Genomic DNA, 20,773 nt, shown 5'->3' with positions numbered 1-20,773 from the left:
GGCCGTGGCCGCCGCGCGTCAGTACGGAGGCCTCATGCCGCAGACCGCTCCTGCCGACCTCGCCCTCGACACGCCCTTCGCCGACGAGGTGGACGACGTCGTCGCCGCCCTCTCGACGGGCGACGACGGTCTCACCGACGAGGAGGCCTCCGCCCGCCTCGAGGAGGTGGGCCGCAACGAGCTGCCCCCGCCCGAACGCAAGCCGGCGGTCCTGCGGTTCCTCTCGCACTTCAACGACACGCTGATCTACATCCTGCTGGCATCCGCCGTCATCAAGGCGATCATGGGCGACTGGCTGGACTTCGGCGTCATCATGGCCGTCGCGATCATCAACGCCGTCATCGGCTTCGTGCAGGAGGGGCAGGCCGAGAAGGCGCTCGCCGGCATCCGGGGCATGCTGTCCTCCGACGCCAGCGTGCGTCGCGACGGCAGATGGCGGACGGTGGATGCCGCCGAGCTCGTCCCCGGCGACGTGATCCGCCTCTCCCCCGGCGACCGCGTCCCCGCCGACGTGCGCCTGACCTCCGCGTCGCAGCTCCGCATCGACGAGGCCGCCCTGACCGGCGAGAGCGAGCCCGCCCAGAAGAGCACGTCCCCCGTCGAGAAGGACTCCGGCGTCGGCGACCGCTCGTCGATGGGCTTCTCCGGGACGATCGTGTCCGCGGGCACGGGGCGCGGCGTGGTGACCGCCACCGGGTCCGAGACGGAGATCGGCCGCATCCAGAGCCTCGTCTCCGAGGCGGGCTCACTCGACACCCCGCTCACGAAGCAGCTGAACGGCTTCGGCAAGGTCCTCACGATCGTCATCCTCGCCATGGCCGCGGTCATGATGGTCATCGGCCGCTACCTGCACGAGATGCCGTTCGACGAGCTCATCTCGGCCGCGATCGGCTTCGCGGTGGCCGCCATCCCGGAGGGCCTGCCCGCGCTCGTCACGATCACCCTGGCCCTGGGCGTCCAGCAGATGGCCCGTCGGCGCGCGATCACGCGCAAGCTGCCGTCCGTGGAGGCGCTCGGCTCCGTGACCACGGTCTGCTCCGACAAGACCGGCACGCTGACCAAGAACGAGATGACCGTGCGCACCGTCGTCACCCCCGACGGCGAGTACGCCGTGTCCGGCCTCGGCTACGCACCCGAAGGCGACATCGCCCGGGAGGGGTCCGACGGCGGGACGGACGGGGCGGACCTGGATGCCATGGCATCCGTCGCCCGTCTCTGCAACGACGCCGATGTGCACGAGGAGGACGGCTCCTGGATCCTCGTCGGCGAGCCGACCGAGGGGGCGCTGGCCGTCTTCGCGCGCAAGCACGACGCCGACGGCGTGCGCCCGGAGCGCGTGGCGGTCCTGCCGTTCTCGTCCGATGCGAAGCTCATGGCCACGCTGCACGACACGGCCGACGTCGAGGGGTCCGGCGAGGGCCGGGTGCTGCTGGTCAAGGGGGCGCCCGACCGTCTGCTGGACCGCGCCGAGACCCAGTGGGCGGCCGACGGTCCCGCGCCGCTGGACCGTGCGCACTGGGAGCGCGTCGTCGACAAGCTCAGCGCGGAGGGGCTGCGCGTCCTCGCCGCCGCCCGGCGCCACGTCGACGCCGGGACGTCCGACGTCGAGCTCGACGACGTGGGCGATCTCGAGATCCTCGGCGTCTGGGGCATCGTCGACCCGCCCCGGCCCGAGGCGATCGAGGCGATCCACGACTGCCACACCGCCGGCATCCGGGTGAAGATGATCACCGGCGACCACGCCGGGACCGCCACCGCGATCGCCCGCGAGATGGGCATCATCGACGGCGACGCGACCGTGCTCACCGGCGGCGAGCTGGAGCAGATGAGCCAGGAGCGGCTGACCGAGCGGGTGCGCGAGGTCGACGTGTACGCGCGGACGAGCCCGGAGCACAAGATCCGCATCGTCCGGGCGCTGCAGAAGCACGGCGAGGTCGTCGCGATGACCGGCGACGGCGTGAACGACGCCCCGGCGCTGAAGCGGGCCGACATCGGGGTCGCGATGGGCATCAAGGGCACGGAGGCCACCAAGGAGGCGGCCGAGATCGTGCTGGCCGACGACAACTTCGCGACCATCCGCAGCGCGATCCGCGAGGGCCGCCGCATCTACGACAACCTGCGCAAGTCGGTCGTCTTCCTGCTGCCCACCAACGGCGCGCAGTCGCTGGTCCTGCTCGTGGCGATCGTGTTCGACCTGACGCTGCCCCTCACCCCGGTGCAGGTGCTGTGGGTGAACATGGTGACCGCCGTGACCCTGTCCCTCGCCCTGGCGTACGAGCCGGCCGAGAAGGGCATCATGCAGCGGCATCCGCGCAACCCGAACGGGTCCATCATCAACGCACGCGAGCTGCTGTTCGTCCTCGCCGTGTCGCTGCTGATCGGCGGCGCGACGCTGGGCGTCTTCTACACGCTCGTGAACAGCGGGGTCGAGCACGAGTACGCCCAGACCGCCGCCGTGCTGATGCTCGCGCTGGGGCAGACGGCGTACCTGTTCAACTGCCGCTTCCTGCATCGGTCAAGCCTCACGCCGGACGTCTTCCGCGGCAACACGGCCGTGTGGATCACCGTCGGCGCCCTGCTCGTGCTGCAGCTGGCGTACACGTACGTGCCGTTCATCGGCGGCCTCTTCGACGCGCGGCCCCTGGCGCCGCTCACCTGGCTGGTGACGTTCGGCCTCGCCGTCGCGATCTTCTTCGCCGTCGAGGGCCTGAAGGCGATCCGCAACCGGCTGGACCCCGACGAGGACTGATCCTCACTCGGCGTCGCTGAACACCCCGATGCGTTCCCCGTCGAGCACGAACTGCAGGCTCGTGCCGACGGGGAACCGCTCCTGCAGCTCGGCCGGCGCGTCGTCCGAGACGACGAGCTGCGCGGTCGGGGCGAACACGCCCGCCCCGCATCCGCCGTAGACCTGTCCCCCGCGATACGAGCTGTCGGTGTCGGCGATGTCCTCCGAGGGCACGAGGTAGAGGCACAGGTTCTCGGCGTCGTCGGAGTAGACCCGCAGCGCGCCGACCACCGCGGTCAGACCGAAGAAGTCGTCGTACCCGGTGACGCCGTCGGGCGTCGGCCAGAACAGCGGCGGCGGCACGAACGACGGGTCCACCTGCAAGGTGTCGACCTGCGCGACACCGGCCGAGCGGGAGACCGGGGCGAATGTGGTCCCGACCGCCGTCGCGGCGCTGGTCACGGCCGCCACGGCCGCGATCGTCCCGGCCCACAGCCAGAGGGTCCGTTGGGAGCGCACCGCCGGACGTCGGCGCCGTCGTCGTCCGGGGGACGTGGATGCCGCCCCCTCCGCGTCCTCGTCCGGGTCGGCGTCCGCGTCGTGGGCGGGGTGCGGGGCGGGATCGGCGGGGTCGGCGGGGTCGGCGCCCGTGGTGGTCGCGCCGGCGGAGTCCGTGCCGGTCGTGTCCGCCGGGGTCCCGATCCCGGCGGCGGGCGTCTCCGCGGCGGCCGCGCCGTCTGGCGTGCCGTCATCGGGGAGGAGCCCGTCCGCGGGCCCGGAGGGGGTGGCATCCGGGGCCGTCGCCCTCCGTAGCCGCTCCTGCTCCTCGAGCTCGCTCAGGCGGGCGACCGCCGCGGGATCGGCGGTGATATCGGCGTCGGGGCCGTACGCCCGAGCGCGCAGACGGGCGAGCTCGTCGCGCACCTCGTCGTCCATGCCTCGATGCTCGCATATGTGCGCCGAGCCGGGGCCGTCTCGCTCCATTCCCGGGAATAGATGTGGGCGCGCGCTGTTGCACCGGGCATGCGTTCTTTCGGCACACTCTCGTTCGGTCATTACGGGCCGCTCGGCGGCGGGCATCACCTGTCCGCGGGCGAGTCGATGCTGCAGGCCATCGACCTGGCGCAGGGCATGGACGATCTCGGCGTCAACGGGATCTCCTTCCGCGTCCACCACTTCGCCCGGCAGCAGGCGGCGCCCATGCCCCTGCTCGCGGCCATCGCCGCCCGGACGCAGCGCATCGAGGTCGGCACCGGCGTCATCGACATGCGGTACGAGAACCCGCTCATGCTCGCCGAGGAGGCGGCATCCGTCGACCTCATCAGCGGCGGCAGACTCGCCCTCGGCGTCAGCCGCGGGTCACCCGAGACGGTCGTGCGCGGCTACGAGGCGTTCGGCTACACCGGGTCGCAGGACCCGCGCGGCGCCGACATCGCCCGCGACCACTTCGACCTCTTCCTGCGCGCCATCGACGGCGAGGGCCTGGCCGAGCGCGACCCGATGAGCCCCTTCGGCGGCGGCACCGGGATGCAGCGCATCGAGCCGCACTCCCCCGGTCTGCGCTCGCGGATCTGGTGGGGCGCCGGCACCGTCGCCACCGCCGAGTGGGCCGGCCGCACGGGCGTGAACCTCATGTCGTCCACGCTGCTCACCGAGGCCGACGGCACGCCGTTCGACATCCTGCAGGCGCAGCAGCTCGACGCGTTCCGCGACGCGTGGCGTCAGGCCGGTCACGCCGGCGAGCCCCTCACCTCGGTGAGCCGCAGCATCTTCCCGATCACGACGGACGAGGACCGCGCCTACTTCGGCGGCTCGGCCGGCTCCGACCAGATCGGCGTCATCGACGGCATGCGCTCGACCTTCGGCAAGACCTACGCCGCGGAGCCCGACGTGCTCGTCGAGCAGCTGCTGAACGACGCCGCCGTGATGAGCGCCGACACGCTGCTCCTCACGATCCCGTCGCAGCTCGGTGTCGCGTTCAACCTGCGTCTGGTCGAGGCGTTCGCGCAGCACGTCGCACCCTCGTTGGGGTGGGTACCCAACTGGGAAGGGCCTATCGCTAAGCACGCGAACGTAACCAGCTGAGGTTAGAGGACCTCCGCGACAGGACCGTCGGCTAACCAGTCCCGGACTTGGTGGGCGTCTAGAATTAGACAACGGTTCCGAGCGGGGGGGGTGCTTCGCGTGGGCACATCTGCCACTGGTGAGCTCGCCGCTCTCTCGCGACTATTCTCCCCCGCCGCCATACGCGAACTCAGCCAGAGCGGTTGTTCCCCCCTTGTTGCTCGGTTACTTCGAGACACTTCGATCCCGGCAGACCTCCCTGAGGGAGCAACGCTTCGGGATGCACTTGATCTCAGCTACTCCAAGCTGACGAAGTCTGGCAACAGGGACGACTACGTCTATCGAAGTTCGGTTGTCGAGAAGATTGCTCTTGGCCGACACAACCTTCGCACTGCGACTGTCCTGAGCGAGGTGCGTGCGCGCGGGTCCAAGGCAGACCTTGTAGTTCTTAACGGCACCGCCACGGCCTACGAGATTAAGTCAGAACGAGACTCGCTCAGTCGCCTACCTTCCCAGCTGAGCGACTACAGGTCAGTTTTCGCAAGCGTCACGGTGGTAACGAGCCTCCGTCAGATGGATGCCGTCCTTCGGCTAGCTCCGGATGACGTCGGCGTACTTGTGCTCTCTTCTCGTCTTCGACTGCAGGTCGTGCGCGAGACTCAGGACCTCCCCGGACGCATCGACCCAACGGCGCTCTTAGAGACCCTCCGCGCTAGCGAGGCAACACAAGTACTGGAACGCATCGGACTCGAAACGCCGGACGTTCCCAACACGCGCCTTTGGGCGGAGCTGCGGAACCTCTACGCGACGCTCGACCCAGCTGAGTTGCATCGGCACGCTGTGCAGGTGTTGAAGCAGAGCCGATCACGCGCAGCCCAGGAAACGCACATGCGGACGCTTCCGCCTTCCATCAGGACTGCGGCACTCTTCGGCGACCTGAACGAAAGCCAGCGCGCGAACCTTTCCTCTGCTACCGGTACGTTGATGAAGTCAGTGATGACCTGGAGTTAGGAACGACGATGTACTTTCCGTACTTTCGCGGCAAGCAGTTCGAGTTGATTGCGATCCGCGAGTGCGCGGCGGTGATCGCAGACGCCGGGTTTAATCCGATCATCGAGCCAGTTCGGGAGACCTTCAGGGGACTCCAGCGCACACTCGACGAGCTGATTCTCAAGGGTGCCAGCGCTGCGGTGATCGTGAATCCGCGACATGGTGACCACAGAGACAGCAGCGAGATTCTGGCACAGTACATGGCCGACAGCCACGGGGATAACGACGCAATCTCCCCGGCACTCCTCCTCACGAGCGACCTCACTGTAGATGATGTGCTCAGGCTCGTCGAACCCTACGCTGAACGGCCACTAACTCTTGTGCATGGCGGATTTACCGACGGTAAAGCTCTCGCGAGCAATCTTCCGTCAAGTTCTGTGACACATGTCTTCCTCGATGCACGCAACACGCTCTACCGTCGTCCATTCAAGGGCGCACAGCGCATCCTTATCGCAGACGGGTTCGAACGCAAGAAGAACGCCGACTACGACTTGATCAACCGTTTTTCAGATCTTCACGTTACCTACGAAGAACTCGGCGGTGATGGTTACGGCGACTTCCTTACTGTGGGTGACCACTACAGCGAGGGCGGCGGACCCGCGTACGCTGTCGCCATCCATTTAACATTCATCGACCCATCCAACGACGACGCAATGTTCGTTTATCACTTCAAATCCGACTCGAACGACACCCCCGTGGACCCGGCCGGCAAGTTCGCACAGGCGCTTGCCAAACTCATTTCGGCGGTCAACGATCCAGCGTCAAAGATTCTCGCCACAACAGCTGTCGAAGAGTTTCGTGACCTGCACGAGCGCAAACACTTCCCAGGTCTCGGATACGTCAAAAAGCTATCCATTAAGCATCACATTGAGACCCTTGCCGACTACCACGCGAATGCCTGAGCGACGCTGCTGCGCAACTTGCTTCAATGATCGACACATCCGCGCTCAGCTGATCGACCAATGCGAGCCGGTTGTGCAAGATTGCGATTACTGCGGCATGGCAGGCGTGCTATGCGTGATCCCATCCAAACTGAGTCAATGGTTCGCCCCGCTTATCGCGACCTACAGCGAAGACCTTGACGGAGATTTCCTGGTCCGACACCTCATCAGCGAGTGGAGGATGTTCTCAAACGGAAGGCTGAGTGAAGCGCAGGCAAAGGAGCTACTCGCGGATGTGCTGGACGATGGCGAGATCGTCCGCAAGAAATTCACGCCCATCGCTCACCCGAGTGGTGGCAATCTTCACCGGTGGGAAGAGTTGCGCGACGAACTCATGCACAGCAACCGGTGGTTCCTTGAGGAACCCATGGACATGGATCGCTTGGCGGTCCTATTGGACCAACTCATCACCACGCCCACTGCGCTTGAATTCAGCAACTGGTATCGTGCCCGCTTGATGACGGGCGACGACGCCTTCCCGCTGACGGACATGGGCGCACCTCCGCGCCACAAAGCGGGTCACGGTCGAGCCAACCCCGCGGGCATCCCCTACCTTTACTTAGGGTCAACGCAAGCAACCGCTGTCGCGGAGCTTCGCCCCCACACCGGCGAAAGGGCATGCGTCGCTCGATTCGATCTCTCAGACGCAGACAACCTCAAACTGGCCGACCTTCGAGACCCGCGATCCCTCATCTCGCCGCTCAGCGATGGTGATGAGACTCTAATCGTCGAGCTTCGAGCCGACTTGCCCCTCCTGGAACGCTTAGGCGAAGAGCTGACGCGCCCCGTCCAGCCGAGTGGCGTCGCTTACGAGTATGTTCCGACGCAGTACCTGTGCGAATACATCAAAAAGAAGGGTTTCGACGGAGTCGTGTACAGGAGTTCAGTCAGCAGCGACGATGGAGTGAACATCGCCCTCTTTTATCCAACCGTTGCGTCCGCTGCCGAACTGGATGTGGTGTCCGTCTCGCGGGTGACGGTCACTATCGACAATTAAGCAACCCGGCGAGAAATTTTCTATTCGTCGGGAACGAACTTTGGCGTTCGTGGCTTCCTTGGTTTCGCCTTGCCAGCCCGATCCGTAGCATCTGGAACTAGTTGAACGCTGACGGGCACACGCATGGCGGACAGGCTCCGCAGCGCCCGACGCAATGAGATCCTCGAGAAGATAGGCAGGTTATCCGACTTGCGCTCTGGAGTCCTCTTGTGACTCACGATGGCAATGGCCACTTCAAACTGATCAATCTCCACAGCCGCCAGTACCGAGTCAGCCGTTTGCGAGTCCGCCTTCTTCTCGACGAGCTTGTGCAACTTCTGTCTGGACTGCTTCACGGTCCTCAACAGCTCCGCCGAGTTGACGGCTTGGTTGAAAAGGTGGCTCAGATTGGCCGAACTTGTTCCAATCTTGACGTGAATCAGCTCGAACTTGTTGTCAAGAACGCGCAGGATGTCGCATGGCTCGATAGCAGTCTGGCCTTTCGGACTGACGTTTGCCTGATCAAGACAGACAGCGCTTAGATGATTGCTAACTTCCTTGTTGTATTCCGCTTCCGACGACCACCGGTGCTCAGGAAGGTTCGCGTCGATCCAATAGGGGTCGACATCTTGTCGCAAAGCAACGATCAGGTCTGAGGCCACTCTGAACCAGTAGCCGTCACTGAAATGATAGCTGTAGTCCGTCCCATCTGAGACTTCGTATACGAGCGATTTGTAGATCGACCAACGCCGTCGTTGGTTGTTGCTCCCGTCAAGCAACAACATGTAGTCATGTTTGAGAACCTCCACAGACATGTCCGCTGGCGAAACATCGTGAGCTTCCAGGTACTCCCGATAGTGCTTCACGTAGACGTCGTCGAATACTGGACTGACGCCGCGGCCGGAAAACTGAATGAAGGACTCATCCCGATAGTCAAGGATGTCTGGAACCGTTAGCACGATTGGGGCAGTAAGGTCGAAGACCGCTGCGGACAGCTTCCCATCCAGTGCCGAGATTAGAACCGGATCGGTGACAGGACGGATCTTTGCGACATCAGGGAACGTCTTGAGGAAGTCGTCGGACTTGTAGAGCTTGCGCAGGCGTGACAGCAGCTTGGGGAGATCCTCAGCTCGTGCTGGAGTTGTCACACGCAGACTGCTAGAACCAGTCACGCTTCGGACCAGGTCGTTGTACTTCGGTCGCGCTTTCCCAGTGAGGCTCTTTAGAACGGACGCATCGCCGGCAAAGCTCAGGAGCGCTAGGTCCCCGTCGTAGGGGATTTGGGTTCTGCGGCGCTGCGACGAGTCCGGGTCGAGAGTCTCCGTGCTCTTCAGCTTTCGCGGATCCACCGCGTTCAGAACTACACGCGTGCCGAAGTCATGCTCATAGGAGTCATCCCGCAGCAAGAACTGGCCCGCCCCGAAGGTCAGCACCATCATCCGTTTGCCGGACGGCACGAACGCAGCAGCCGAATTTGTCCCCTGGAGGAGGTCTTCGTCGAGATCGAGGTACTCCTTCCACCAGGGCGGGCCTTGAGAGCCTCGTTTGATGAACACACGGAGCTTCGTTATTGCACTCGAGTGGTCAATTGTCTCGGTGTAACCATGATCAGCTCGTAATGAGTCTTCGACGGACACGCCAGGCTTCAGCGCGTAGATCGACATTGATCGCGCAGTCACGTACTCCCCCAAGTCGCGGCTTTCAACACTTGGGATCCAGCCTAGTGGCTTGCATAGTGCTGATAGGAACAATGACTGTAGGTCGCGCGAGCTCCAGATCGTCACATCCTCGAGCGTGTGTCAGCTTGGCGGTGTCACATCCGTGGGGCGCGACTTTCGGTCCGACCATCATGTGGTGGCCAATCTCGCCGCTGGTGAGAGGCGGCCGTGCAAGCGTGAACGCCAGGGCTACCATCCAACGAGTACGTGGTTCGTACACCGACTTCGCTACTTTCACGAGTAATGGCCACTTATTCGACCTCGTGCTGGGCACCGCCTTCCTCGTTCGGAACGATCGCACTCCGAATACATGCGAGCACCATCCCGAACCAGCTAGGTGTCGCGTTCAACCTGCGTCTGGTCGAGGCGTTCGCGCAGCACGTCGCCCCGGCTCTCGGCTGGCGGTCGACCCTCGCCGACGCCTGAGTCGTCTCCGGACAGGACCCTGGATGCCACGGCATCCGGGGTCCTTCTGCGTTCGCGCTCCGTACGCTGGGGTCGTGGACCCCTCGTCGCCCCGCTCCCCGCAGACGCACGACCGGAGCGTCCGGCTCGTGCCGATGGATGCCGCGGGCTCCGACCGCGATGACCTGATCGGGTTCCTGTCGGCGAACTCCTTCCCCTTCCACGGCGTGCCCCGGCCGGACGCCGCGTCCGCCGCCGCGGCGATCGCCTCCGGGGTGTGGAGCGGGCCGGACACCGCGGCGTTCTGGGTCGTGCACGAGACGTGTGGCCGCGTCGGCACGCTACGGCTGGACGATCTCGCGGACCCGACCGTCATGCCCGACCTGCGGCTCGGCGAGGAGTTCCGTGGCCGCGGTCTGGCGGCGCCGATCCTGCGGGCCGCGACCGCTCACCTGTTCGAGGGCTTCCCCCATGTGCGGCGCTTCGAGGGGCAGACGCGCGAGGACAACGTCGCCATGCGCCGCGCGTTCGCCCGCTGCGGGTGGGTCCAAGAGGCCCACTACCGCGACGGCTGGCCGGTGGCGGGCGGGGAGCCGATGGCATCCATCGCCTCGTCGATCCTGCGTCGGGACGTGCGCGGGCCCGCCGTCGTCCTCACCGGGCTCCTCGTCTGCGCCGACGAGGAGCAGGCGCAGACCGTGCGCGCGCACCTGCCCGCGCACGTCGCCGCGACCCGCGCCGAGCCGGGCTGCGACCGGTTCGAGGTCGAGCCCGACGCGGACGGGCGGACGTGGCATGTCGCGGAGCGGTTCGTCGACGAGGTGTTCTTCGCCGCGCATCAGCAGCGCGCGGCGGACAGCGCGTGGGGCCGCGCGACCGCGGGGATCGAGCGGCGGTACACGGTCGAACGGACCGTCCCGCGGGACGTCGTGGCGCGCGCGTGGGCGGCGGAGGAACGGCTGCTGCGTCCGGAGGTCCGCCGGGACCCGGCCGCCGTCGGGGCGCTGCTGGCCGCGGATTTCGCGGAGGTCGGACAGTCCGGTCGCCGGTTTACACGCGACGAGATCATCGCCTCCCTCGCCGCCGCGGAGCCGGGCCCGTACGATGCCCGTCTCGACGAACGCGAGGGGCGGGTCGTCGCGCCGGACCTGGTCCTGCTGACCTATCTGCTCCGGGCCGGGGACCGCTCGAGCCGGCGGTCCGCGCTGTGGCGGTGCGACCCGGATCCGCGGTGCGTGTGGCACCAGGGGACGCCCGTCCCGTAGCGGCGTCCGGGGGTGCCGTGGACCTCACCCGCGGTGCGTCCGATCCTCGTCGGCTTTCCGCGCTCGACGGGCTCCATATCCTCGGCCCCATGTCGTCGGGAATCTCTGTCAGAACGTCGAAACGCCTCCTCGCCTGGGCGGCCGGGCTTCAGCTCGCCCAGGGCATCGTGATGGAGGGCGCGCCCCTCCTCGGCCTGCTCGTGATCCTCGTCACGGGAGGCGACCCGGCCGTCATGAGTCGCGGCTTCTCGTTCGTCGTGCCCTACTTCGACGAGAACCTCCCGTTGATGATGGCCCTCAGCGGGGTGTTCGCGACGTTGCGCGTCGTCGCGGCCATCGGTCTGCTGCGGAACAGGATGTCGGGCTACGCGTTGTCCCTCGTCATCGGGTGCGTGACGCTGGTGCTCATGGTGTTCATGCTTCCCGCCGGCATCGCGGACGGCGTGCTCTCGGGTGCCGCGCTGATGCTCCTTATGCGCGTCCGGTACGGCACCGATCCGATCGTGCGATGACCCTAGGCGGGTGCTGCGATCACGTCCGACGGGGGGACGCCCGTCTCCGGACGGCTTGTCGGCAGCGTCCTCTCCTCCACCTGTGGACAGCGCCCCCGCGATGTCGGGGGTTCATGGCAGCATGTGCACATGCCAGAGAGACCGCTGTTCGACGACCGTGAGGATGCCGTCCTGACCGACGCCATCGCCGGTCTCGTGGCTGCGGAGGCGGCCATCGCGACGCTCGAGGCGGAGAAGACGCTGCACTTCGCGGCCGCGATGCGGGTCGCCATCGACAGGTCGCGGCACCGGCCCCGGACGGTCCAGGAGCGCGAGATGGCGGTGCGCTCGATCGCGGCCGAGATCGCCGTCGCGCTGCGATGGAGCGACCGCACCGTGCAACGGCGGCTGCAGGAGGCGCTGAGCCTCGTCGACGGCTTCCCCCGCACGCTGCGCGCTCTCGACGAGGGTCTCATCAGCGCAGGTCACGCCCATGCGATCAGCGAGATCGGCGTCGTCCTGGACGACCCCGAGGTGCGCGCCGTCTTCGAGACGCGTGTCGTCGAACGTGCGACGGCCGACACCGTGGCGCGCACGCGCGCCTACGCCCGCGCGCTCGTCGAGGAACTGCGTCCCGACACGATCGAGGAGCGGTTCGCCACGGCGGAGCAGGCCCGCCGCGTCTGGATCGAGGACGAGGTCGACGGCATGGCCCGCCTCGGCGTCATCGACGGCGCCGTCAAGATCCGGGCGATGTTCGACCGGCTCACCCGGCAGGCCCGGGCGGTGCGCGACGTCGCGCGGGATGCCGCGGCCTCCCCCGACACGGCGGTCACCGACACCCGCACCCTCGACCAGACGCGCGCCGACCTGCTCTGCGACCTCGTCCTCGCGGGCCAGCCGGCCGTCGACCCCACCGGCAAGCTGCTCCCCGGCGGACTGGGCGCGATCCGCGCGCACGTCGCCGTCACCGTCCCGGTGCGGACGGCGGCCGGACTCGACGACCGCGGCGCCCTCGCGGACGGGCAGAGCCCCATCGACGCCGCCACCGCCCGCTGCCTGATGGCCGGGGCTCCCGATTGGGACCGCGTGCTCACCCACCCCGTCACCGCCACGGTGCTCGAGGTCGACCGCTACCGCCCCACCCCCGCGCTCCGTCGACGGCTGGCGGCCCGCGACGTGCGGTGCCGGTTCCCGGGATGCCGCCAGCCCGCGCACCGCTGCCAGGTGGACCACAATCACGATCACGCGAAGGGCGGCCGCACCTCGCTCGGCAACCTCGCGCACCTCTGCCTCCGCCACCACACCCTGAAGACCGAGACACCCTGGACGGCGGAGCAGAGACCCGACGGCAGCCTCCTCTGGACGAGCCCGCTGGGGCGGACGGTCACCGACCGGCCCGAGACGACCGTCGCCTTCATCCCCGACCCCGATCCGCCCCCGTTCTGATCGAGAACGGAAGGGATGCCACCGGGCCGGCCCCGGCGATCTACCGCCTGACGCGATCCCCCGCGGACCGCGGCGGCGCGACCGCGACGTCGAGCGGGTCGAGACCGCGCAGCGACGTCCAGATGAGCTCCTCGCCCTTCGCGGCGTGCTGCGACGCGCGCACAGCCCGCTCGTCGGCCCAGGAGTTCAGCACGTGCCCGTTGTGCCCGCGCACGTGCTCGAGCACGACGTCCGGGAGCCCCGCCGCGCGACGCGCATCCCGTGCGGCGATCAGCGCCTCGAGGATCCCGCGATTGGCCACCGGCTTCTTCGCGCTGGTCACCCAGCCGCGGCGGCGGTGGCCGTCCATCCACGAGGAGTACGTGTCGATCGCGTACTTCGAGTCGGCCTGCACCACGAGCTCCCGCACGTCGGAGTGGTCCGTGATCGCGTAGAGCAGCCCGAGCAGCTCGCCGATGTTGTTCGTGCCCTCGGGGATCGACCCGGCCGCCCAGTGCCCGTCCTCGCCGACCCACGCCCACCCCGCCGGGCCCGGGTTGCCCTTGCAGGCACCGTCGGTCGCGACGACGTAGCGGTCGGTACGGGAGGCGGCGGTCTCGCTCATCCCTCCAGTCTCTCCCGGCGCCGCCCCGTCAGCGAACCGCGTCGGCCGACCGGGCCAAACGGCGGGTGAATTCCTCCTCGCCGCACAGCGCGATGGCGTGCCCGCGACCGGGCGGTCCTCGGGCGACAGGTCAGGCTGACGTGGCCCACGCCCGTCGACGAAAGCGAAGCATGTCTCTTCCCGACTCCCCCGACTCGCCCGACTCCCCCGCGCCCGCCGGTCTTTCCCGCGGCGCCCGCCTCGTCCTCGTCCTGGGCGGTCTCGTCACCGCCGGCGCCCTCGTCTTCCTGGGCGCGACGCTCCTCGGCCCCCCGTCCATCGAGGACGACGACGCCGCCGCGACCGCGCAGCTTCAGGCGTGGAAGACGACGTTCGAGACCTACCGCGAGCGGAACGGCGCCTTCCCCGAGCTGCCCGACGGCGGCTACTGCCTCGGCACCGGCTACCCCGTCGGCACCGGCGGCACCGCGAACTGCCGCGACTACCAGGGGGAGTCGTTCTACACCGAGGAGGCGAGCGTCCCCCTCCGCGAGGCGCTCGGCACCGTCGGCGACCTGCCCACCGGGATCGGGCAGGTCGTCAACGGCACCGTCGGACCGTGGGTCCTGTATCAGCCGGACCGCATCGACCTCCTCACGGCGGAGCAGGACTTCTGCGCCGAGCCCGCGACGGACGTCTGGTCCGACGACGCGGGCCGTCACGTCTGCGTGATCAGCCTCGACCGCTGACGCCGCCCGTCCCCGACAGGCGGCGTCAGCGGGCCGGGATCAGCGCTCGCCGCCGCTCTCGGCCTTCTTCGACCCCGCCTCGAGCACGTCGCCGGCCGGGAGCTCCTGGTGCCCGCCGAACTGCAGGCGCATCGCCGAGAGCACCTGGTTGGCGAAGTGGTCCTCGCCGCGGGAGGCGAACCGCTCGAACAGGGATGCCGCCAGCACCGGCGCCGGGACGCCCGTGTCGACCGCCGCCTTCACCGTCCACCGGCCCTCGCCCGAGTCGGACACGCGTCCGGCCAGCCCGTCGAGGGTCGGGTTCTGCGCCAGCGCCGCGGCGGTCAGGTCCAGCAGCCAGGACGAGATGACCGAGCCCCGGCGCCACAGCTCCGACACCTTGGCCGTGTCGATGTCGAACTGATAGAACTCCGGCTCCTCCAGCGGGGCGACCTCGGCCGAGTGCTCGCCCTGCCGCAGGCCGGCATCGGCGTTGTTCAGGATGTTCAGCCCCTCGGCGAGCGCGGCCATGATCCCGTACTCGATGCCGTTGTGCACCATCTTCACGAAGTGACCGGCACCGGACGGGCCGCAGTGCAGGTATCCGCTCTCCTCGGGCGTGATCTCGCCGGTGCGGCCGGGCGTGCGCTCGACCCCGCCCGGACCGGGGGCGATGGTGCGCAGCACCGGCTCCAGGTGCGACACGGCCTCGTCGTGACCGCCGACCATCAGGCAGTACCCGCGCTCGAGGCCGAACACCCCGCCGCTCGTCCCGACGTCGACGTAATGGATGCCGCTGTCGTTCAGCGCCGCCGCGCGCCGAACGTCGTCGCGGTAGTTCGAGTTGCCGCCGTCGATGATGATGTCGCCGGCCTCGAGCACCTCCGCGACCTGGTCGACCACGGATCCGGTCAGCCCCGCAGGGATCATGAGCCACACGGCACGCGGCTTCTCCAGCTTCGCGGCGAGGTCGGCGATGCTGTCCGCACCGGTCGCCCCCTCCGCGACGAGCCCCGCCACCGCGTCGCTGTTGACGTCGTACACGACGCAGTCGTGCCCGTCCTTCATGAGTCTGCGGACGATGTTGGCGCCCATCCGTCCGAGTCCGACCATGGCGATCTGCATCCGTACCCCGTTCGTCGCTCGGGGCGGGCGTCTCCCGTCCCGCAGGCGAGTCTAGGAGCGCCGCCGAATCCCGCGGAGGGGGTGGCGCGTCACCTCTCGAAGTCCTCCGGATCCACGTCGTCGAGGAACCGCCGGAACTCCTCCACCCGCTCCTCGTCGTCGCCCTCCTCGACCTGAACGGCCTCGTCGGGCACGCCGGCCTCCGCCATGACGTCGTCGGCCACGAAGATGTCGGCCTTCACGCGCGACGCCAGGGCGATGGCATCCGAGGGCCGGGAATCGAGGACCCGGATGCCGCCCGGTGTGGCGATCGTGATCTCGGCGTAGAACGTGCTCTGGGCGATGCGCGTCACGTCCACCCGTTCGACCGTCGTCCCCACCTCGCGCAGCAGGGCCGTCATGAGGTCGTGGGCGAGCGGCCGCGGCACCTCCGTGCCCTCGACGGCGACGAGGATCGACATGGCCTCCTGCGCACCGATCCACACCGGCAGCACACGCCCCTCCCCGGGCTCGTCGTGCACGGGCTTGAGCAGGATGACGTGCTGCTGGGACGGGTCGAGGGCGACACCGACCACGCGGACCTGCACCACCGCCCACCTCCTCCGACCGCTGCGGGTGAAGTGCCAGGTTACGTCGCTCGACGGATCTCCCGCACGGGCATCTCGATCGGCGGGCCGATGTGCTTCACCCACCCGGCCGACGACCGGGGCCGCTCCGGGTTGCGACGGTGATGTGGTCCCGTGGCACCTGAAGGAGACCTCATGCACATCACCCGCACCGCTCTCGCGCTCACCGCGTCCACCGCCGCCCTCCTGCTCCTGGCCGGCTGCACGTCCGCCGCACCCGCGTCCCCGTCGGACGGGTCCGCCCCCGCGACCGCCCCGCTGGGCGCGTACCTCGACGCCATGTACGGCCTCAACGGCAGCCCCGACGAACGGAAGGCGACCGACGATGCCGAACAGGCGGAGATCGAGGGACGCATCGCGTCCTGCATGGCCCAGCAGGGCTTCACCTACCGGCCGCAGACCCGTTCCTCCCGCGACCTGGCGGGCGGCGACGCCGAATGGAAGCCGAACGACCGTGACTGGGTCGCCCAGTGGGGCTACGGCGCCGTGGACTACCCCGGCGACTCCGGCTCCGCCACCGAGAAAACGGACCCCAACGCGGCATACCTCGAGACGCTGTCCTCGTCGGAGCGCGCCGCCTGGGAGACGGCGCTGTACGGCTCGGCGTCGGGCGCGGACGGCACGATGTCGGACGAGCGCCTCGCCGAAGCCGGCGGCTGCTGGGGCCAGGCGACCGAGGAGGCGTCCTCCGACCCGCTCTCGACGGACCAGTTCGCCCCGCTGCTCGACGCCATGAACCAGTTCGAGGAGCAGCAGGCGCGCTGGCCCGGCCAGGCCCAGCTCGACGCGGAGTGGTCGGCCTGCATGGCGGAGGCGGGCCGCTCGGGCATCCCGTCGCCCCGCGATGCGCAGGACCGGATCTTCACGCAGGTCAGCGACCTGGCCAAGAAGGACAAGGGCTCCGAGAAGAGCTCCTCGACCGCGCGCACCCCCGAGATGGATGCCATGAAGAAGACCGAGGTCGAGATGGCCCTCGCGGACCTGGACTGCCGGCAGAAGACCGACTACGACGCCCGCGCCGAGAAGGTGCGCTGGACCGCCGAGGAGCAGTTCGTCGCCGACCACAAGGCGGAGCTCGACGCGGCGAAGGCGGCGGCCGAGCAGTCGCAGGCGCGCTCGTGAACGACCGGATGGAGGAGGATGCCGCCCTCCAGGACCTCGGCCTGGCGGACGGGCCCGGGGAGACGGCGGAGCCGCCGCCCCGGCACTCCGTCCGGGAGCGGGTGGCCGGGTGGCGCGGGATCGTCGGACGCAACCGGGCGTTGTGGATCACCACGGCCGTCGCCGTGGCATCCCTCGTCGCCGGTCTCGTCGTCGGGCGGTTCGTCGTCTCGCCGGCCGACGCCGCCGCGAGCGCCGCTGCCCCGCCCGCGGGCTTCGTGACGGTGCCGGTCGAGTCGGGCCCCCTCAGCAACGACGTCACGCTCCGCGCCGAGGTGGGGTACGCCGACCCCGTCCAGGTGCAGGTGGACACCTCGGGGCTGCAGGGCGCCGCGGTCGTCACCGGCCAGGTGCCGGCCGTCGGCGCCGAGCTCGGCCCGCTGGCCGTCGCCCTGGAGGTCGCGGGACGCCCGGTGATCGTGCTCCCGGGAGACCTGCCCTCGTACCGGACGCTGCGGTACGGGGTCTCCGGTCCCGACGTCGCGCAGTTCAAGCAGGCGATGCGCACCGTCGGCCTCGACGCCGGCGACCCCGCCGACCCCCGCTTCGACGAGCAGGCCGCGCAGTCGGTCGCCGCGCTCTACACGCAGGTCGGGTACCCCGCCCCCGCCACCGATGCGGAGTCGGTCTCGTCGCTGCGCAGCGCCCAGGCGGGGGTCCGCGCCGCGGAGCAGGCCGTCGCGACGGCGCAGGGCGATCTCGCCAAGGCCGGCGCCGGAACGGGCGCCGTGGACATCCGCGAGGCCGACAACGCCGTGGCCAGCGCGCGCCGCGCCGTGGACGCCGCGCGCGCGGAGTCGCCGCAGGATGCGGGACGCATCGCGGACCTCGAGGACGCCCTGGGCCTCGCGCAGCTGCGCCGCCAGCAGCTGGACGCCCACCCCGACACGACGGCGGCACGCGCGGCCGTCGATGCCGCCCAGAGCCAGCTCCGCGACGCGCGGGACGAGCTCACCCGCGCTCAGCAGGGCGCGCTGCCCGTCCTTCCCGCCGGCGAGCTGCTGTACCTGACGCAGCTGCCCCGCCGCGTCGACGCCGTGGAGGCTCGCCGCGGGGCGGAGCTCAAGGGCACGGCGATGACCGTCTCGGGCGCGACGGTGGCGCTGAACGGAGCCGCCGGCGATGCGGACGCCAAGCTCCTGCGCGTCGGCGCCGCCGCGGCGTTCGACTTGCCCGACGGCTCCTCCCACCCCGCCACCGTCGCGGCCCTGACCCCGGGCAAGACGGCGAGCGACCGCTGGGCGGTCACCCTGACGCCGGAGCCGCTGCGACCGGAGCAGCTGGCGCAGCTGCAGGGGAAGAACGTGCGGGTGAGCGTCTCGGTCGGCACGACCGACGGCGACGTGCTGCACGTTCCGGTCGCCGCCCTGTCGGCGGGACCCGGCGGCGAGAGCCGCGTCGAGGTCGTCGAGGGCGACCCGCGCTCCCCCGAGACGAGGACGCACCTCGTCGTCGTGGAGACCGGACTGGCCGCGGCGGGCGCGGTGGAGGTCCGGCCGGTCGACGGCGGCCTGTCGCGCGGCGACCTCGTGGTGGTCGGACGATGACCGCCGCCGGCGCGGTCATCGAGCTGCACGAGGTCACGCGCTCCTTCCCGGGACCGCCCGAGGTGCAGGCCCTGCGAGGGGTGAACCTGCGGGTGAACGAAGGCGACTACGTGTCGATCGTCGGCCCCAGCGGATCGGGCAAGTCGACCATGCTCAACATCCTCGGCCTGCTCGACCGCCCGACCGTGGGCGCATACGTCCTGGCCGGCGAGGACACCGGTGCACTGACGGAGGACGAGCGCGCCGCCGTCCGGGCGCGCAAGCTCGGCTTCGTGTTCCAGTCGTTCCACCTCATGCCCCGTCGCACCGTCCTCGAGAACGTCTCGCTGCCGATGCTCTACAGCGGTGCTCCGCGCGCCGAACGCGAGCCGCGGGCGAGGGAGGCCTTGCACAGGGTCGGGCTGTCGCACCGTGTGGACTTCCGCCCCGGCGTGCTCTCCGGAGGAGAGCGGCAGCGCGTCGCCGTGGCCCGCGCCGTGGTGACCCGCCCCCGCGTCCTCCTCGCGGACGAGCCGACCGGCAACCTCGACCAGCACACCACCGGGGAGATCATGACCCTCTTCGAGGAGCTGAACGCCGACGGCCTCACACTCGTCGTCATCACGCACGATCAGCACGTCGCCGACCGGGCCCGCCGGACCATCCGCATCGCCGACGGCCGCATGCAGGAGCTGACATGAGCATCGCGCCCGTTCCCCGCGCCGACCGGTTCGGCGTCGGCGACCTCCTCGCCGAGGCCACCGCCGACATCGGCGCCCGGCCGGGGCGTCTGCTCATGACCCTCGCCGGCACCGTCCTCGGCATCGGCGCGCTCGTGGCCACGGCCGGGTTCTCCCAGACGGCGTCGGGCCAGATCGCCCGTCAGTTCGACGCGGTCGCGGCCACGCAGATCGTCGTCAAGCCCGCCACCGCGGCGACCGGCGGCGGCAGGTCGGTGGCCACGACGAAGCTGCCGTGGGACGCGGCCGACCGTCTCGAACGCCTCGCGGGCGTCGAGGCGGCGAGCCTGCTGACGCGCATCGACCGGGACAAGGGCACGATCACCGCCGTGTCGGTCATGGACCCGTCCGCCCCGGTCACCGTGCCGCCGCCGCTCTACGCCGCGTCCGGGGAGCTGCTGCAGACGGTCGGCGGGCACCTCCTCACGGGGCGCTCGTTCGACGAGGGCCACGACGCCCGGCACGACCGCGTCGCGCTGCTCGGCGCTCACGCCGCCGAGTCGCTCGGCGTCACGCGGATCGACACGCAGCCGTCGATCTTCATCGACGGCATCAGCTACGCCGTGGTGGGCGTCTTCGACAAGGTCGAACGGTCGGGAGAGCTGCTGGACGGCGTCGTCGTCCCCACCGGCACCGCTCGCGCGGACTTCGCCCTGAGCGCCCCGGGTGACGTGCGCGCCAGGATCGCGGTCGGCGCCGGACCGCAGCTGCGCGCGCAGGTCCCCCTGGCCATCGCCCCCGACGATCCGGGGTCGATCGAGGTGGGCGCCCCCGCCGGCCGCAGCGACCTCAGCAGCAGCGTGCAGTCCGACCTCGGCGTGGTCTTCTTCGTCCTGGGACTGATCGTCCTCCTCGCCGGCGGCCTCGGCATCGCCAACGTCACGATGCTGTCGGTCATGGAACGGGTGGGCGAGATCGGCCTCCGCCGGGCCCTCGGCGCCACCCGTCGGCAGATCGGCGGCCAGTTCGTCGTCGAGTCGGTGGTGATCGGCCTGCTGGGCGGTCTCATCGGGTCCTCGGTCGGCGTCTTCGCCGTGGTGGCGCTGTCGATCGCGCAGGGCTGGACACCGGTGCTCGACCCGCTGGTCGCCGTGGGCGGCGCACTGCTGGGCGCCCTCGTGGGGCTGGGGGCGGGCGGCATCCCGAGCCGTCGAGCCGCGCGCATCGAACCGGTGGTCGCCCTGCGGGGCGCGTGAA

18 protein-coding genes and 1 pseudogene are annotated in these 20,773 nt (G+C 69.3%); 14 read left to right on the top strand and 5 right to left on the bottom strand.

Annotation, left to right across the window (positions count from 1 at the left end):
• Positions 1-34: 34 nt before the first annotated feature.
• Positions 35-2,749 carry a cation-translocating P-type ATPase gene (locus MRBLMI1_RS13220; RefSeq protein ID WP_367733698.1) on the top strand — a complete coding sequence of 905 codons (2,715 nt, stop codon included), beginning with the start codon at positions 35-37 and terminating at the stop codon, positions 2,747-2,749.
• A 3-nt stretch (positions 2,750-2,752) separates the two neighbouring features.
• Here MRBLMI1_RS13220 and MRBLMI1_RS13215 read toward each other — a convergent pair whose 3' ends face one another.
• The gene (locus tag MRBLMI1_RS13215) at positions 2,753-3,664 is read right to left on the bottom strand and encodes a hypothetical protein (RefSeq protein ID WP_367733627.1); all 912 of its coding nucleotides are present in this window, start codon (positions 3,662-3,664) and stop codon (positions 2,753-2,755) included.
• An 87-nt stretch (positions 3,665-3,751) separates the two neighbouring features.
• Between MRBLMI1_RS13215 and MRBLMI1_RS13210 the strand changes: the two genes are divergently transcribed.
• The 4 genes from MRBLMI1_RS13210 (at position 3,752) to MRBLMI1_RS13195 (ending at position 7,780) form a co-directional block, all read left to right on the top strand.
• Positions 3,752-4,813 (top strand): LLM class flavin-dependent oxidoreductase, encoded by a 1,062-nt coding sequence (locus MRBLMI1_RS13210; RefSeq protein WP_367733625.1) that lies wholly within the window; start codon positions 3,752-3,754, stop codon positions 4,811-4,813.
• 90 nt (positions 4,814-4,903) lie between these two features.
• Entirely contained in the window at positions 4,904-5,803 is a 900-nt protein-coding gene (locus MRBLMI1_RS13205) for a sce7726 family protein (RefSeq protein ID WP_367733624.1), read from the top strand.
• 8 nt (positions 5,804-5,811) lie between these two features.
• Complete coding sequence (locus MRBLMI1_RS13200) at positions 5,812-6,744, top strand: sce7725 family protein (protein WP_367733623.1); 933 nt, start codon at positions 5,812-5,814, stop codon at positions 6,742-6,744.
• Positions 6,737-7,780 (top strand): RES family NAD+ phosphorylase, encoded by a 1,044-nt coding sequence (locus MRBLMI1_RS13195; protein ID WP_367733622.1) that lies wholly within the window; start codon positions 6,737-6,739, stop codon positions 7,778-7,780. Before MRBLMI1_RS13200 ends, MRBLMI1_RS13195 begins: the two co-directional genes overlap by 8 nt.
• Before the next feature lie 20 nt (positions 7,781-7,800).
• Here the strand turns inward: MRBLMI1_RS13195 and MRBLMI1_RS13190 are convergent, their stop codons facing one another.
• The gene (locus MRBLMI1_RS13190; RefSeq protein WP_367733621.1) at positions 7,801-9,423 is read right to left on the bottom strand and encodes a DUF6119 family protein; all 1,623 of its coding nucleotides are present in this window, start codon (positions 9,421-9,423) and stop codon (positions 7,801-7,803) included.
• 372 nt (positions 9,424-9,795) lie between these two features.
• Here MRBLMI1_RS13190 and MRBLMI1_RS13185 point away from each other — a divergent pair.
• The 4 genes and pseudogenes from MRBLMI1_RS13185 to MRBLMI1_RS13170 form a co-directional block, all read left to right on the top strand.
• Positions 9,796-9,903: pseudogene (locus MRBLMI1_RS13185) on the top strand (alkane 1-monooxygenase); the annotation flags it as partial.
• 74 nt (positions 9,904-9,977) lie between these two features.
• Positions 9,978-11,147 carry a GNAT family N-acetyltransferase gene (locus MRBLMI1_RS13180; protein ID WP_367733620.1) on the top strand — a complete coding sequence of 390 codons (1,170 nt, stop codon included), beginning with the start codon at positions 9,978-9,980 and terminating at the stop codon, positions 11,145-11,147.
• 89 nt (positions 11,148-11,236) lie between these two features.
• Positions 11,237-11,659 (top strand): hypothetical protein, encoded by a 423-nt coding sequence (locus MRBLMI1_RS13175; protein ID WP_367733619.1) that lies wholly within the window; start codon positions 11,237-11,239, stop codon positions 11,657-11,659.
• Between the two features lie 129 nt (positions 11,660-11,788).
• Positions 11,789-13,087, top strand: a complete 1,299-nt coding sequence (locus tag MRBLMI1_RS13170) for an HNH endonuclease signature motif containing protein (protein ID WP_367733617.1) — start codon at positions 11,789-11,791, stop codon at positions 13,085-13,087.
• Between the two features lie 40 nt (positions 13,088-13,127).
• Here MRBLMI1_RS13170 and MRBLMI1_RS13165 read toward each other — a convergent pair whose 3' ends face one another.
• The gene (locus MRBLMI1_RS13165; RefSeq protein ID WP_367733616.1) at positions 13,128-13,691 is read right to left on the bottom strand and encodes a ribonuclease H family protein; all 564 of its coding nucleotides are present in this window, start codon (positions 13,689-13,691) and stop codon (positions 13,128-13,130) included.
• A gap of 170 nt (positions 13,692-13,861) precedes the next feature.
• Between MRBLMI1_RS13165 and MRBLMI1_RS13160 the strand changes: the two genes are divergently transcribed.
• Positions 13,862-14,419: a hypothetical protein gene (locus MRBLMI1_RS13160; protein ID WP_367733615.1), complete on the top strand. Its 558-nt coding sequence runs from the start codon at positions 13,862-13,864 to the stop codon at positions 14,417-14,419.
• A 39-nt stretch (positions 14,420-14,458) separates the two neighbouring features.
• On the opposite strand, the gene gnd is transcribed toward MRBLMI1_RS13160, so the two are convergent.
• Positions 14,459-15,523, bottom strand: a complete 1,065-nt coding sequence (gnd, locus tag MRBLMI1_RS13155; protein WP_367733614.1) for a phosphogluconate dehydrogenase (NAD(+)-dependent, decarboxylating) — start codon at positions 15,521-15,523, stop codon at positions 14,459-14,461.
• An 89-nt stretch (positions 15,524-15,612) separates the two neighbouring features.
• Positions 15,613-16,113 carry a bifunctional nuclease family protein gene (locus MRBLMI1_RS13150; protein WP_367733613.1) on the bottom strand — a complete coding sequence of 167 codons (501 nt, stop codon included), beginning with the start codon at positions 16,111-16,113 and terminating at the stop codon, positions 15,613-15,615.
• A 171-nt stretch (positions 16,114-16,284) separates the two neighbouring features.
• On the opposite strand from MRBLMI1_RS13150, the gene MRBLMI1_RS13145 reads away from it, so the two are divergent.
• Genes MRBLMI1_RS13145 through MRBLMI1_RS13130 form a run of 4 tightly spaced genes read left to right on the top strand, consistent with a single transcriptional unit; the run spans position 16,285 to position 20,772 of the window.
• On the top strand, positions 16,285-17,271 hold the full coding sequence (locus tag MRBLMI1_RS13145; RefSeq protein WP_367733612.1) for a hypothetical protein: 987 nt from the start codon (positions 16,285-16,287) through the stop codon (positions 17,269-17,271).
• Entirely contained in the window at positions 17,268-18,857 is a 1,590-nt protein-coding gene (locus MRBLMI1_RS13140; RefSeq protein ID WP_367733611.1) for a hypothetical protein, read from the top strand. The genes MRBLMI1_RS13145 and MRBLMI1_RS13140 overlap by 4 nt, the downstream gene beginning before the upstream one ends.
• On the top strand, positions 18,854-19,537 hold the full coding sequence (locus tag MRBLMI1_RS13135) for an ABC transporter ATP-binding protein (protein ID WP_367733610.1): 684 nt from the start codon (positions 18,854-18,856) through the stop codon (positions 19,535-19,537). The genes MRBLMI1_RS13140 and MRBLMI1_RS13135 overlap by 4 nt, the downstream gene beginning before the upstream one ends.
• Positions 19,534-20,772: an ABC transporter permease gene (locus tag MRBLMI1_RS13130; RefSeq protein WP_367733608.1), complete on the top strand. Its 1,239-nt coding sequence runs from the start codon at positions 19,534-19,536 to the stop codon at positions 20,770-20,772. Before MRBLMI1_RS13135 ends, MRBLMI1_RS13130 begins: the two co-directional genes overlap by 4 nt.
• Position 20,773 lies beyond the last annotated feature (1 nt).

This window comes from Microbacterium sp. LMI1-1-1.1 (assembly GCF_040815675.1).
Lineage (GTDB): Bacteria > Actinomycetota > Actinomycetes > Actinomycetales > Microbacteriaceae > Microbacterium.
This window is presented reverse-complemented; position numbering and strand designations above follow the sequence as displayed.

What these genes read in the sequence shown, in the direction of transcription:
- MRBLMI1_RS13215 (WP_367733627.1), bottom strand. Translation starts at nt 3,664, where the DNA reads ATGGACGACGAGGTGCGCGACGAGCTCGCCCGTCTGCGCGCTCGGGCG.
- MRBLMI1_RS13195 (WP_367733622.1), top strand. Translation starts at nt 6,737, where the DNA reads ATGCCTGAGCGACGCTGCTGCGCAACTTGCTTCAATGATCGACACATC.
- MRBLMI1_RS13165 (WP_367733616.1), bottom strand. Translation starts at nt 13,691, where the DNA reads ATGAGCGAGACCGCCGCCTCCCGTACCGACCGCTACGTCGTCGCGACC.
- MRBLMI1_RS13160 (WP_367733615.1), top strand. Translation starts at nt 13,862, where the DNA reads ATGTCTCTTCCCGACTCCCCCGACTCGCCCGACTCCCCCGCGCCCGCC.
- MRBLMI1_RS13170 (WP_367733617.1), top strand. Translation starts at nt 11,789, where the DNA reads ATGCCAGAGAGACCGCTGTTCGACGACCGTGAGGATGCCGTCCTGACC.
- gnd (WP_367733614.1), bottom strand. Translation starts at nt 15,523, where the DNA reads ATGCAGATCGCCATGGTCGGACTCGGACGGATGGGCGCCAACATCGTC.
- MRBLMI1_RS13135 (WP_367733610.1), top strand. Translation starts at nt 18,854, where the DNA reads ATGACCGCCGCCGGCGCGGTCATCGAGCTGCACGAGGTCACGCGCTCC.
- MRBLMI1_RS13175 (WP_367733619.1), top strand. Translation starts at nt 11,237, where the DNA reads ATGTCGTCGGGAATCTCTGTCAGAACGTCGAAACGCCTCCTCGCCTGG.
- MRBLMI1_RS13200 (WP_367733623.1), top strand. Translation starts at nt 5,812, where the DNA reads ATGTACTTTCCGTACTTTCGCGGCAAGCAGTTCGAGTTGATTGCGATC.
- MRBLMI1_RS13210 (WP_367733625.1), top strand. Translation starts at nt 3,752, where the DNA reads ATGCGTTCTTTCGGCACACTCTCGTTCGGTCATTACGGGCCGCTCGGC.
- MRBLMI1_RS13220 (WP_367733698.1), top strand. Translation starts at nt 35, where the DNA reads ATGCCGCAGACCGCTCCTGCCGACCTCGCCCTCGACACGCCCTTCGCC.
- MRBLMI1_RS13190 (WP_367733621.1), bottom strand. Translation starts at nt 9,423, where the DNA reads ATGTCGATCTACGCGCTGAAGCCTGGCGTGTCCGTCGAAGACTCATTA.
- MRBLMI1_RS13130 (WP_367733608.1), top strand. Translation starts at nt 19,534, where the DNA reads ATGAGCATCGCGCCCGTTCCCCGCGCCGACCGGTTCGGCGTCGGCGAC.
- MRBLMI1_RS13145 (WP_367733612.1), top strand. Translation starts at nt 16,285, where the DNA reads ATGCACATCACCCGCACCGCTCTCGCGCTCACCGCGTCCACCGCCGCC.